Raw genomic sequence first — 13,211 nt, 5'->3', positions numbered from 1 at the left:
TTCCGAAAATAGCCAAGGCATTCCCCATTAAAATTCTGAATTAAAAAAAGGCCTAGCGGGATAAATCCCGCTAGTGATTGCAGCCTGGATAAGATAAATTTCTTTCTGGAAGATGAAAGAGGCGTCACTGTGGCTGTTTGCACGACTCTTCCCTCACTTCCATTGCTATCCATTCTGAAACATGTATTTCCTCCAAACGTAAAATAGCGTCAACTTGTTCTTCAGCATCTTGGATCTTATCCCGTGTCATTGTTTTAAACTTTTTGATGAGTTCTTTTCTCGAAGCTGCTTTTTCAGGGTCTCCTTTTGGGTAATCAGTTGACTCAATGAAAGTTCTGCCATCTTTTATTGTAATGATTACTTTAGCACCCCATTTTTGCGGATATGCATTTTCAAAGTATGGATCCACTTGTACATCCACTTTTTTCATAAGCTCGTTTATTGTAGGTGAATGCAAAATTTCTTCATTAAAATCACTTAATGAGGCTGAGCTTTTAACGGCAATCAGAGCTGCGCAAAATTGGCTGCTGAATTTTGAAGCGTATACAGTTTTAGGAGCAGGGTTATCAGTAATATTAAGGACTGTTTGATAAGTGCCGATTGAGATATTTTGAATTTGATCATGTTGGAGGGAGTTTTCTTTCATGATGTCCAGAATACAATCCATTGCTGGATGAGTATGTCGGCATGATGCATGGATTTTAAAGCTATTTTCCATTATTTTAAATTCGTTGCCAAGATTCATTGTGATTTTATCAGGATCATATTTTTCAGACATCGCATTAAAGAAGCCTCTTTTGCCTTCCAGGATTTTGGAAGCAGATGTAAAGTCCTTTCTTGCCAGAAGGGCTGCAAGAGAACCATTGTACGCAGCTTTAGCTGTATGAAGCTGTTTCGTATTGGCCCCATCTTCAATAAATTCCCATAACCCAGCAGCCTGCGTACCAGCATTTCCAAGTGCATACATTGTCTGCTCAACAGATAAATTCAAAAGTTTAGCAACAGCAGCTGCAGAACCAAAAGTTCCGCATGTAGCTGTGTTATGCCAGTAATAGTAATGTGAAGGGGATACTGCTTCCCCAATTCGATAACAGATTTCATACCCAACAGCTACAGCAGTTATTAATTCTCTTCCGCTTAGCTGATACGCTTCTGCCACAGCTACTGCAGCTGGAATAACAACAGTCCCGGCATGAATAATGGAAGATTTATGAATGTCATCCAGCTCAACAGTATGGCTTGCTGCAGCATTAATCAGGCAGGCATTGCCAATGGAAGACTTACCGCCAGTTACAAGACTTGCTTGTTCATTACCTCCCCATTCATTTAGCAATTCTTTTATAGATTGAACCGGTTTTTCATCTTTGCCGGCAAGAGCAGATCCGTACCAGTCCAAAATACATAGTTTCGTAAATTCAACTACTTCGTCAGGCAAATCTTCGAAACTTATTTTATTGGCATACTCAGCTAATGTTTTTGTTAATATCATTTTACTTCCCCCACCTTCGCTTCTAACTCGGATTGTAAAACACTGATAATATCATCATACTGTTCGATCACACGGGCTCCTGACTCCTTAAGCGCTTTCATTTTAAGTGAGGGGCGTCCTGTATTTCCTGATATCATGGCACCGGCATGCCCAAAAACAGTTCCTTCCGGCATTGATTCAGTAAATTTACCAGCGACAAAGGATATAAGCGGCTTTGTAAAGCCTCCTTCTTTTAATAATTTGGCCGCTTCTTCTTCAAAAGACGTTCCCGGCTCTGAAAAGGTAACAACTGCTTCTGTTTCGTCATCCTTTTCAAAAAGAATAAGAAGGTCCCTGATTGTTGATCCTATTAAACTATCGCCGCCAATGCCAATGCTTGTCGTAACTCCATAACCTGCTCTTTTTACCATCCAGGATGTTTCCGCTGTCATTCCGCCGCTGCGGGAAATGACACCTACACTTCCAGGCACAAAGCAACGTTCAGGGCGGTCACCGCCTATGGATCCCATTTTGATTCTATCCTTGGGATTGATCAATCCCACTGTATTGGGGCCAATAATTGTGACCTTTTCTTTACGTGCAGCATGCAACAGTTTTACTGCATCATGCTGAGGTATATTTTCTGTTGTAACCACAATCAGCTTTATGCCGTTAGCTATTGCCTCAAGTACAGCATCTAAGGCAAACGCGGGTGGGACAACTATAAGGGATGCATTGATATCATGTTCTTTAACAGCCTCGGCAACTGTATCGTATACCGGAACACCTTGAACATGCTGTCCGCCCTTCCCTGGAGTAATACCGGCAAAAATCTTTGTTCCATAGGCGAGCGTATGGCTGACGATCATAGAAGCTTCCCTGCCTGTTATTCCTTGTACAGCCATTTTGGTATTAATATCGATTAGAATTGACATTTAAGATACTCCCTTCATCTTTTTAACCATTTCTGCTGCTGCTTCTTCAATCGTCAGGTCTTCTCCAAAATAAGTAATGCCTGCTTCAAGGAAGATTCTTTTGCCTTCCTCATCGTTTACACCAGCTTCCCTTACTACAATAGGAAAAGTTTTGGGGTTTATGCCTAATTCATGTAATGCTTCTACAACTCCCCTTGCCATTACATCTATCTGTGTATTATTGGTAATGTTATGCGCGACAAAGAGGCCTTTAACTCCTTTTTTGGAAAGAATGCCCTTCGTCAATCCTTTTACTTTTTCTTCTGAAGGATTACCGCCCGTTTCTGTGTAATTTGCCGGGAGTGCACCTAAATTAGTGAGGGCATCAAAGCTTAGCAAGCTTCCTCCTCCGCCTCCGCACATAAAACCAATTTCGCCGCCATCCATTTCGGTATATCGGGCAGTACCGCGATAATCCGCGTCATTCACCTTCACCATTTCTTTCTCCAATTCGGTTAAAGGTCTCCAGGAACGCTCACTTCCGGATTCTACCTTTCCCTCAAGCTCTGGGTGCCGATAAAGTGCAGCATCGTCCACTCCCATTACTGATGCTGCTGCAATGACATTCTCATCCTTTGAAAGAACCAAAGGATTAATCTCTAAGATATAACAGTCAAATTTAATAAATACATCATACAACTTACAAAGAATGGCCGCTGCTTTGACTAAAGGCTTTCCTGTAACACCAAGCTTGCTCCAAATTTCTTTCGCCTGGTATGGGTAAAGCTGAGTGAATGGCTCAATGTAAAAAACAACAACCTTTTCAGGTGCATCTTTTACAAGATCTTCTACTTCAATTCCACCCTCTCTTGTGGCTATAATAACCGGAACTTGCTTTTGAGAATCAATTGTAATTGAAACATACCATTCTTCATCTATATTAATCTTCTCTTCTAGCAGCACTTTTTCAACTGGGAAGTTCCTAACCGTCATTTCCAGTATTTCATCTGCTTTCCTTTTTGCTTCCTCAACAGTATTTGCAAACTTAATAGCTCCTGCTTTACCTCTCTTTCCTACTGGTACAAGTGCTTTTAAAACACATGGATGAGATAGGTGCTGATCAGTAATTTCATTACTATTTGAAATGACTGAATGTCCTGGTACGGGAATTCCACATTCTTTTAGGATTGTTTTACTTACATCTTCCAGCATTCGCCCCATTCTTGTTTTCCTCCTATTGGATATTGGATCCATTTTATAAAAAAGGGGAAATTTACTTCCCTTCTTCCTTTAAGCTTTTTATTAATGATTCGCCCGTTCGGAAAATATGTTCAGATAAAAGATTAGCTGCTGTTTCTTTGTCTTTATTAATGACAGCTTCAACTATTTTTCTATGTTCAATATTCGAGGTCTCTTGCTGGCCTGATAGCAGGTGAGGCGTTTGCTGGGGAAATCCATTCCATAATGTTCCAATAAATGAATTCAGCCGTTCCCACTTACACCGTTTTACCAGCATTCGATGGAAGTCAATATTGTATTGAATAAAAGTATCAACATCATCGGTTCTTTCCATTTCATTTACCAGGAAAGTAAGCTGTTCTACATCTTGCTCTGTAAGGAAGTCCACACTTTGGTACACTGCCATTTTTTCAAGTTCAGCTCTTAAAGCATATATTTCTTCAATGTCCTCAATATTAATGGATTTCACGACAGCCCCTTTATGTGGTTCAAGCCTTATAAGGCCCTCTGATTCCAACTTTCTGAATGCCTCTCTAATAGGCATCCTGCTAACACCCATTTTCTCTGCCAGATCGGACTGTTTTAATCGTTCTCCAGGTTTAAAATCTCCTCTGATAATAGCTTTCCTAATAACATTACATACTTTTAAATGCAATGTATCTCTGTTTTCAATTCTTAAATCCTGATTCAATGACATTTTTAAATCCTTTCCTGTTCCTATTTTAGCTTTAGGATATAGGATCCAATTTAACATGTCTATACTTTTCAGCTATTTTTTAAATTTTATAAAAATCCGATCCAATTCCACCATGTTACAGCTGTAAAAATGGTTACCAGGATCATAATCATAGTCATATGAAGTCCCGGTATCACAAACTCTTTCTGCTGGATTTGGCCAGTGCTGTGAACGATGATATTGGGTGTTGCTTCAACAACCAGTATATAACCGTGCAAACATGCGAGAGAGGCTGTAATGCAAATAAGCACAGGATCAGCACCAGCTTTAGCTGATAATCCGATAAAAATTGGAATCAAAGTGACAACAGCTGCTGATACATTTGCTACTGCAAGATGCAAAATTTGGGTAATGAGCAAAATAAAAATAACACCTATAACCGGGGAGCGGAGCAAATCAATGATCCAGTCTGCACTTAAACTCCCGCCAACTAATTCCGCGGCACCCGAATGATTGAATCCATAGCCCTGGGATAAAGTTACTCCCATTATGAGAATGGTATCAAAATTGATTTTCACCATATTTGCCCACTTTGAACAGCCCACACCTGGCAGCGCCATCAATATGACGCCTATTAAAGCGGGAATACTTGGATGCAGGCCATGTAAAGATTCTGTAAACCAAAGACCAACAATAAGCATCAAAATTCCTATACATTTTTTTCAGCGAGATTAATAGGACCGATATCTTTCAGCTTGTTTCTCAATTCCCTTTTTACATGGTGAAACTCTTGATACTCTGCAGGCAAGGGAAATGATTTAATCAATACGTACCAAGCCGCAGGTATAAGAGGAAGCCAAATTGGAACAGTGTAAATAAACCATTTGATGTAAGTAATTTGAATTTCCAGGAATTGTTTTATAAGCTTAACCGTTAAAATATTGCCAATTGCTGCTGTCAAAACTACTGTTCCGCTTATAGTTCCGCCAAATGCTACCCCCAGCAGAATCATCTTGCGAAGGTTCTCATTTTCCTTCACTCCAATTTGATCAAGCAACATTTGTGCAATCGGCAGCAATAAAGTCGCTCTTACTGCAACAGCGGGAATAAAAAACGCTTGAACTTGAGGAATTATTAGTATGCTCGCCAATAGCCCTTTTGCTGTTCCTGCCCACTTCGCTAAAATAAAATAAGCCAGCCTTTTGGCAAGATGAGTATCATTTACCCCTTTTGCAAGCATCATTCCGCCTATTATAAGAAAAATAGCTGGGGATGAAAAACCGCTAAAGACGATCTCCATCGTAACGACTTTGAACAATAACATTAGAACAAGCAGTAAAATTGCAGTTACACCAAGTTCCAAGGGCTCGAACGTCCAATAAAAAACACTTAGTGCCAACAGCGCAAGTATGATTTTTCCCGAATGATTCTATTGCATATATGGGTGCTGCAATGATAATTCCCAATAAAAGCGTAATGATTTTTGAAGAATGAACAGAAATGGACCGGGAGGATTTTGACATTATATTTACTTTTGCCTTTGTGTTGGGAGTACCCATTCTAGTCTCCTTCTTTCTTTAAGCTAAATACGGCCAGCAGCTTCAACCGGCTTGCATAAATTAAAAAAGATATCCAAATCCTCTAGTTCTTCAAACCTATAAATTAAATCTATTAATCTATTTTTGGACTCCCCATTAATAATATTTCCTGTTACATCCTTAAACTTTTCGATTAGTTGCTCATCTGTCATAGGCAGATCCTTGCTTCCGATAGCATGCTCCACAAAATGATTAAGCTCTCTTCCATCTGTCAGTTTCACTGTTAATTTTGCTTGATCTTCTTTTATATTTTTATCAATTGTTAAGTTTATTTTAGACCTTAAAGCCTTTACATCAGGTTTATTTACAAATTCATCCGTAAACTCATTTACACCTGCTTTTAGATTGAGGAAGCCTGCAGCAACACAATGATATACACTGAACTTGCCTTCCAGCCCTGTTGAAAATATAGTCTTTCCGGTTAGTTCTTTAACAAGCGGGTGTCCTGTTATTGTGATTTCTGCAATATCGTCAGCCTTTAAATTTTGGGATTTTTGGATGGTAATTATACCGTCAATTGCAGGATGGGTCACGATTCCACTGGCAAATGGTTTATAGCTGTTCTTCTCAATTTCCCAATTATCTCCCCAGTTATCTGTCAGAAGCTCCAACTTACTTTCTTCAGATAAAACACTGATAAACCCGCGTTCTGCTTCCAAAGCTTTTTTAGAACTTGTAAATCCCTCGCCTGCAATGAAAGCAGCAAGCATGCCATTCATTGCCGCTTTTCCCGGATGGTAAGGCTTCGTCATAGTTCCAAACATTTCCCTTAACCCGGTAGGATCTGTAGCGGCTATCCCAATGGCGAAGGAGGTCTTCTCCTCGTCCAGCTCCAATAACTTGCCCATTGCTGCAGCGGCTCCAATGCCACCTACACTGCCTGTTATATGCCACCCGCGCCAATAATGGGAAGGATATACAGACAGGGCCAGTCTTGACTGTACCTCACACCCTATAATAAAAGCCTCTAAAACCTCTTTCCCTGTTTTATTCTTAAATTCACTATAAGCTAATACAGCAGGAAAAACAGGTGAAGAAGGATGAAGGACCGTTTCAAGCAGTGTATCATCAAAATCATAGATGTGGGAGGACATTCCGTTTAGCAAAGCAGCAAATAGCATATCCGCCTTTTCTTTTCTTCCCAGAATGGTCGCTTGCGGGCTGCTTTCCATCAATTTTGAAACATTTAAAACCTTATCCATCGATTCATGATTGGCTGCCCCAATAGCAACGCCCAGCCAGTTTAATAGACTTCTTTTTGCTTCGTAAACAGCATTTTTGCTGATTTCGCTAAAATTTGTACAGTTAATATTTCTGGCAAGTTTACTGGTTACCATATACATATCTCCTTTTTATAAAACTGAATACTGCAATAACCCTTTTGCTTTTTTATATACAGGATAATCCACCAACTTATTTCGAACAGAAATAGATGCACTTCCCTTTTGTTCTGCCTCCTCAAATGCTTTAACAATTTCCCTTGCCTCGTCCAATATTTTTTCATCCGGAGTGAAGACCTCATGGATTACATGCAGCTGTTTCGGGTGGATGGCCAGCTTGGATTTAAATCCTGAAATTCTGGCACGGACTGCCTCTTTCTTAAGCCCTTCTTCATTCGAAAGATCCGGATATACTGCGTCTACTGGGCTGCCGATTCCAGCTGCCCTGGATGCGTTTACAATCTGGGACCTTGCATAATAAAGCTCCTCGCCCCCATCCGTCAGCTCGCAATCTATATCAAGCGAGTAGTCAATGGAACCAAACACAAGCCTGGGGATTAAATAATGAGAATTGGCAATTTCATAGGAAAAATGAACGCCAGACGCCGTTTCAATTAAAGGCAGCACTTCAAAACTGAAATTTTTTCTGCCTGTTTTTTCAAGCAGCTCAAGAACGTTTTGGCAAATCACCTTCATATTCGTGCCGCTTTCCGCTTTTGGGACAATTATTCCCTTTGCACCTGATTCCACTGCACACTTAATGTCATTTCTCCAAAACTCTGTAGTAAAGTCATTAATTCTAATCAAAACATCTTTTTGCGGTGGATGATTTAATAGATAATTTTTTGCTCTATCCCTCGCAATCTCTTTTTCATTAATAGCTACAGCATCTTCTAAATCAAAAATAACACTGTCTGCTTCACTCGATACAGCATTCCCCATCATTTTTTCTGAAATGGCTGGAACAAATAAATAAGAACGTTTTGGTGCCATTGTAACTCCTCCTCTGTGGATATTGGATCCTATTATTGATATGAAATAGCTCACTCAATTACTTGAGTAAGCGCATTTCCTGCTCTCATGATGTGATTTTCAACGAGCTGCCTTAGCATTATCGGATCCTTTAATTCAAGTGCTCTAAGCATTTGCTTATGTTCTTCATTTGACACAAACATCGTTTTGGGAATTAGGCTTGGAACATGGGACGGGTAGCCTTCAATAAATTCTTTCGTCAGCAGCTTAATCTTTTTCCAATTGCATCCTTTTTGCAGCAATAAATGAAATTGGTGGTTATGGCTGATAAATGAATCCATATTGTTGCTTTCAATATCCCGGTCCATTTTATCTACAAGTAATTGAAGCTCATTTCTATCTTTTTTTGTGAGAAAATTCATTGATTTCTGGACCGTGATCCCTTCAAGGAGTGCTCTCAGATAATATAACTCTTCAATATCTTCCTTTCTAAAACCAATTACCTGAGCACCTTTATGGGGAAGAAACGCCACAAGTCCTTCTCTTTCCAAACAGCGAAGCGCCTCCCTTACAGGCATTCTGCTCACGCCAAATCTAGAAGCTAATTCATCTTGTATCAATCTTTCTCCAGGTTTAAATATTTGCGTGAATATAGACTCTCTAATCATATCTGTGACTTTTTCCTGCAGTGTATGGAACTCTTTAACTTGGTTCATTTAAAAACTCCTTAGACATTATACAAACTGCCAAGAATTACTTTGCTAAAAACAGTGAAATTTGCGGGAAGATTACAATAAGAATAAGTGCAATCAACATGAGTGCAAAGAAAGGAAGAACCCCTCTCACCACTTCCCCTACTTTCTCTCTTGTAATTCCGCTCACAACGAATAGATTTAATCCTACCGGAGGAGTAATCATCGCCAATTCCATATTAATGGTCATGATGATCGCAAAATGAATGATATTAATATCAAACATGACTAAAACCGGAAGCAAGATTGGAAGTGTAATTAAAATGATCGCAACTGCTTCGAGGAACATTCCCAGTACAAAGAACATCAGATTGACGCCTATCATAAATATCCACTTATTTGTAGTGCTCTCTTCAATCCATGCGGCAAAATTTTGCGGTACTTGCTCTGTCGTTAAGAACATTCCGAATATCATAGCGGAAGCAATAACTAAGAAAATCATTGAAGTAATGTTAATGGATTCCTTAAGCACTTCTCGAAATTTAGAAAAAGACATTTCTCTATAAATAAATACTGAAACAATGATTCCATAGAAACATGATACAAAGGCAGCTTCAGTTGGTGTAACAATTCCGCTATAAATCCCTCCTAAAATAATAACCGGAAGAAGGAATCCCCATATGGCTTTATAAGTTTTTTTCCAGCGTACATCCATTGGCTGCTTCGGCAATTTACCATAATTATTTATTCTTGCATTTACGATTGCGGAAACAAGCAAAATACCTCCCAGCAATAGGCCAGGGATAATTCCTGCCGCAAAGAGCTTTCCAACAGATTCTTCCGCGACAGATGCGTAGATGATTAAAGGGATTGACGGCGGAATCAGGATTCCAAGCGTTCCTGCAGCTGCAACTAACCCCATTGCATAACGCTTGCTATAACCAGCTTTCACCATTCCAGGAATCATAATGCTTCCGATAGCAGCGGCTGTAGCTGGGCTTGAACCAGAGATTGCAGCAAAGATCATGCATGCAAGGATTGTTACTACCGCAAGTCCCCCGCGAATATGACCAACCCATGATTTTAAAGCTTCAATTAAATGATAGGATATACCGCCTTTTGACATGATGATTCCGGCAAATACGAATCCTGGAATAGCCATTAGTGTTGCGGAGTTTAAAGAGTTAAACATTTTTTGGATGACTGTATAAAGTGTAAAGTCGATCATTGAAAGAGCCACTATGCTAGATAGGCCCAAGCTGACCGCAATTGGCACTCTGATGAGACAAAGAATGGCAAATACCAAAAATAACACTAATACCGGACTCATGCTCCTACTCCCTTCTGTTCTTCCTCTTTGTTCAATTCCTTCATTTCTTCATATAGGGTTTCCAGTTCACCTGTAATTTCCCTTTTATCCCCAGTAAATGCTCTGTATGATTTAACAAGAAAGTAGACTCCAAGTAAGCTCATTCCTACTGGCAGTACAAGATAGGTAATCCAGAGTGGTATACCGACATCAATTGTTGTTATCCCCTGCTCCTTTGAAAGCGTTATCAATTCAAGGGAAGAAAATGCAAGATAAAAGGAGAAGCCTGCTCCGATAATATTACTTATACCAGCAACGATTCTTTTTAATCCTTTAGGCAGCAAATCAAACAATAATTCTACTTGAATATGGCGATTATCTTTTAAAGCCATTCCAAATCCGATAAATATAGCCCAAACGAGAAGAAATTCAAAAATCTCTGTAACCCATGCTTGCGGTGCATTCAAAACATATCTTGTAAATACACCGTATAAACTTACCACTACTCCTCCAATAAATAGCAATCCAGCTGCTCCTTCTTCGATGCGATCGAGCCATTTAAAGAGCTTCATACAAATCAACTCCTTTTTTGGATTGTATCCAATCCGTGCTTGGTTTCTTTTTCAATATACAAGAAATGAAAATAAAAATAAACAGAAAATTTTATTTTTTTATTATTTTTTGTGTATTCACAATATTCAACTATTTTGTTATACTATTTTCATCAGCCTGTATTAACACCTGGTCAAAGCTTGTTTTGTATCCAAAATCCAAAAAGGAGGTCGAAAGGTGGTCATAAAAAACAGGACTTTAGCATTAATCAAGAAATCCTTCATAGAATGTTTCAAGGCTGAAGAGAATCTAGAAGATGTTGCTGGTGTCCACGGAAGAAATCAGGTTGGCTCTTTACATAAGGGGCTTAGGGGAGATGCTTCTTTATGAATGAAAATATTGGCTTTATCGGACTGGGAAAAATGGGTCTGCCAATGGCAAAGAATCTCCTTAAAAATGGGTACAATGTTTTTGGAGCAGATGTAAGTGAAAATGCATTAGAAGAACTCCGGGCATTGGGCGGAAATACCGCCAGCATGAAAGATTGGATTCATAAAGTGCACTATATTGTGTTAATGCTCCCTTCCTCTGCCATAGTAAACAAGGTAGTGGAAGAAATCATTGACGCAGCCTCTTCTGAAAAAGATCAGAATTCGCTTATGATTATTGATATGAGCAGTTCTTATCCGGCTGATACAAAAGAGAACTGCAATAAGCTGGAGCCTTATAATATTGCGTTTGTAGATGCTCCTGTTAGCGGGGGAGTCAAAAAAGCAGTTGATGGGACATTGACGATTATGGCTGGAGGATCAGCGGAACATTTCGATAAATGTAAGCGTTTGCTAGGTGCCATGGGCAGCAGTATTTCATTAGTCGGGCCATCCGGAAGCGGCCACTTAATAAAAGCAATTAATAATTACTTATCAGCTACCCATCTTTTAGCATCTTGTGAGGCTGTACAACTGTTGGAGAACTTTGGCGTAGAACCAGAAAAGGCAATTAATGTCATTAATCAAAGTACCGGAAGAAGCGGTTCTACAGAATATAAATTTCCAAACTTTATATTGACAGAAGCGTATAACTCAGGTTTTTCTCTTGAACTAATAAAAAAAGACATAGGAATGGCAAATCAGCTCTTCAAGGATGCAAATGCAGCTACCTCATTGCCTCAAATCATATATCAAAGATTCAGTGAAGCTAGCAATGTATTGGACAAAGAAGCTGACCATACAGAGATAAATAAATTTGTCTCAACCTATTTATTACAAAGGGGGATATTAAATGATGAAAATGAAAAAACTGTTCCTGGCGGCTCTGACTCTGGTATTAATGTTCACCCTGGCAGCCTGCGGTAATTCTGAAAAGACAGAGGGATCAAGCTCAGGCGGCGGAGCGGAGAATGACGGAATTCAGGAGGTAACCATTAAAATTTCTCACGTTGTAGCTGAAAATACGCCAAAGCACCAAGGTGCCCTAAAGATGAAAGAGGTAATTGAGGAAGAGTCAGGCGGCAAAATTAAAGTCCAAGTTTATCCTAACAGCTCTTTATTTGGCGACAAAGATGAGTATCAGAACTTAGTTGCCGATAACGTTCAGTTTATCCTGCCAGATATGTCTAAGCTAGTTGGTAACGATCCTGGGTTCAATATCCCTGCAATGCCTTTCCTTTTTGAAAGTGATGAAGCAGCTAATGCTTTCTGGGATGGAGAAAAAGGAAAAGAAATCTTTAAGCGTTTAGAGAAAGATGGCGTGCTGGGACAGGCGATGTGGCCAAATGGCGCCAAACACATGACTAATGATAAAAAACCAATTGCAAAACCAGAAGATTTGAAAGGCATGAAAATTCGCACACAAGGCGGACAATTACTTGAGGCGTTATATGATGAGCTAGGAGCAGGGTCTGCTTCCATTCCATTTGGTGAATTATACACTGCTCTTCAGCAGGGAACTGTTGACGGCCAAGAAAATACGTTTAGCAATATTGAATCCAAGAAGTTCGATGAAGTCCAAAAGTACATGACAATCATGGGACATACTCGTGTAGACTATGCCTTGTTAACAAATACTAAATTCTGGGATAGCCTAAATGAAGAAACAAAGACAGTTGTACAAAAAGGTATTGATGAAGGCACAAAGCTTGCAAGAGAATCTGCTAAGCAACTTAACGACGATGCTTTAGCTAAGCTTAAAAAAAATGGCCAAGTAGAAATTCATGAATTATCTGAAGAAGAAGTTGAAGCATTCAAGAAGGCTCTTGCACCTGTTTATAATGAATACGCAGATATCATCGGCAAAGATATTATCGAGGACGCTGAAAGCAAATAATACGACCCACACAAACAAAGGGAAAAGACGATATAGCCGCTGCCAGATTGGCAGCGGCTATATTTGTACCCTCAAATTGAGAGCTTGATGAAGTTAATAGACATTTTATTTAACAGGATATTGAACTGTATTGGCTGAAAACACTCTCTTTTCATTTTTAGAATACTTAGCTATGCCGAATATAATAAAGAATCCCAACTTCACAGCTGGGATTCTCTTTCTACATATTATATAAGTTAAATAAGA

Annotated in this window: 12 protein-coding genes and 1 pseudogene; 3 read left to right on the top strand and 10 right to left on the bottom strand. The window is 39.4% G+C overall.

Going from position 1 to position 13,211, the window contains the following annotated elements; all coding sequences use genetic code 11:
* Positions 1-124 precede the first annotated feature (124 nt).
* From NCCP133_RS13990 to NCCP133_RS13940, 10 genes and pseudogenes are all read right to left on the bottom strand, one after another.
* Positions 125-1,489, bottom strand: a complete 1,365-nt coding sequence (locus tag NCCP133_RS13990) for an MmgE/PrpD family protein (protein ID WP_264805640.1) — start codon at positions 1,487-1,489, stop codon at positions 125-127.
* Entirely contained in the window at positions 1,486-2,403 is a 918-nt protein-coding gene (locus NCCP133_RS13985; protein WP_264805639.1) for a succinate--CoA ligase subunit alpha, read from the bottom strand. The genes NCCP133_RS13990 and NCCP133_RS13985 overlap by 4 nt, the downstream gene beginning before the upstream one ends.
* Positions 2,404-3,603: an ATP-grasp domain-containing protein gene (locus NCCP133_RS13980; RefSeq protein ID WP_264805638.1), complete on the bottom strand. Its 1,200-nt coding sequence runs from the start codon at positions 3,601-3,603 to the stop codon at positions 2,404-2,406. It abuts the gene before it with no gap.
* 52 nt (positions 3,604-3,655) lie between these two features.
* Entirely contained in the window at positions 3,656-4,318 is a 663-nt protein-coding gene (locus NCCP133_RS13975; protein ID WP_264805637.1) for a GntR family transcriptional regulator, read from the bottom strand.
* An 86-nt stretch (positions 4,319-4,404) separates the two neighbouring features.
* Positions 4,405-5,660 (bottom strand): annotated as a pseudogene (locus tag NCCP133_RS21890) (SLC13 family permease).
* A 219-nt stretch (positions 5,661-5,879) separates the two neighbouring features.
* On the bottom strand, positions 5,880-7,232 hold the full coding sequence (locus NCCP133_RS13960; RefSeq protein WP_264805634.1) for an MmgE/PrpD family protein: 1,353 nt from the start codon (positions 7,230-7,232) through the stop codon (positions 5,880-5,882).
* 15 nt (positions 7,233-7,247) lie between these two features.
* Positions 7,248-8,108: an HpcH/HpaI aldolase/citrate lyase family protein gene (locus NCCP133_RS13955; RefSeq protein WP_264805632.1), complete on the bottom strand. Its 861-nt coding sequence runs from the start codon at positions 8,106-8,108 to the stop codon at positions 7,248-7,250.
* Positions 8,109-8,158: 50 nt separating this feature from the next.
* Positions 8,159-8,803: a GntR family transcriptional regulator gene (locus tag NCCP133_RS13950; protein WP_264805631.1), complete on the bottom strand. Its 645-nt coding sequence runs from the start codon at positions 8,801-8,803 to the stop codon at positions 8,159-8,161.
* Between the two features lie 37 nt (positions 8,804-8,840).
* Positions 8,841-10,109 (bottom strand): TRAP transporter large permease, encoded by a 1,269-nt coding sequence (locus tag NCCP133_RS13945; RefSeq protein ID WP_264805630.1) that lies wholly within the window; start codon positions 10,107-10,109, stop codon positions 8,841-8,843.
* A complete protein-coding gene (locus NCCP133_RS13940) occupies positions 10,106-10,660 on the bottom strand; it encodes a TRAP transporter small permease (RefSeq protein WP_264805629.1) in 555 nt (184 codons plus the stop codon). The genes NCCP133_RS13945 and NCCP133_RS13940 overlap by 4 nt, the downstream gene beginning before the upstream one ends.
* 217 nt (positions 10,661-10,877) lie before the next feature.
* Between NCCP133_RS13940 and NCCP133_RS13935 the strand changes: the two genes are divergently transcribed.
* The 3 genes from NCCP133_RS13935 to NCCP133_RS13925 are packed head-to-tail and all read left to right on the top strand — an operon-like array spanning position 10,878 to position 12,965.
* Positions 10,878-11,030 (top strand): hypothetical protein, encoded by a 153-nt coding sequence (locus NCCP133_RS13935; RefSeq protein ID WP_264805628.1) that lies wholly within the window; start codon positions 10,878-10,880, stop codon positions 11,028-11,030.
* Positions 11,027-11,995 (top strand): NAD(P)-dependent oxidoreductase, encoded by a 969-nt coding sequence (locus NCCP133_RS13930; protein WP_264805627.1) that lies wholly within the window; start codon positions 11,027-11,029, stop codon positions 11,993-11,995. Before NCCP133_RS13935 ends, NCCP133_RS13930 begins: the two co-directional genes overlap by 4 nt.
* Complete coding sequence (locus tag NCCP133_RS13925; protein WP_264805626.1) at positions 11,922-12,965, top strand: DctP family TRAP transporter solute-binding subunit; 1,044 nt, start codon at positions 11,922-11,924, stop codon at positions 12,963-12,965. The genes NCCP133_RS13930 and NCCP133_RS13925 overlap by 74 nt, the downstream gene beginning before the upstream one ends.
* The last annotated feature ends 246 nt before the right edge of the window (positions 12,966-13,211 follow it).

It is taken from the genome of Cytobacillus sp. NCCP-133 (assembly GCF_026011715.1).
In the GTDB taxonomy this organism is placed as follows: domain Bacteria; phylum Bacillota; class Bacilli; order Bacillales; family Cytobacillaceae; genus Cytobacillus.
This window is presented reverse-complemented; position numbering and strand designations above follow the sequence as displayed.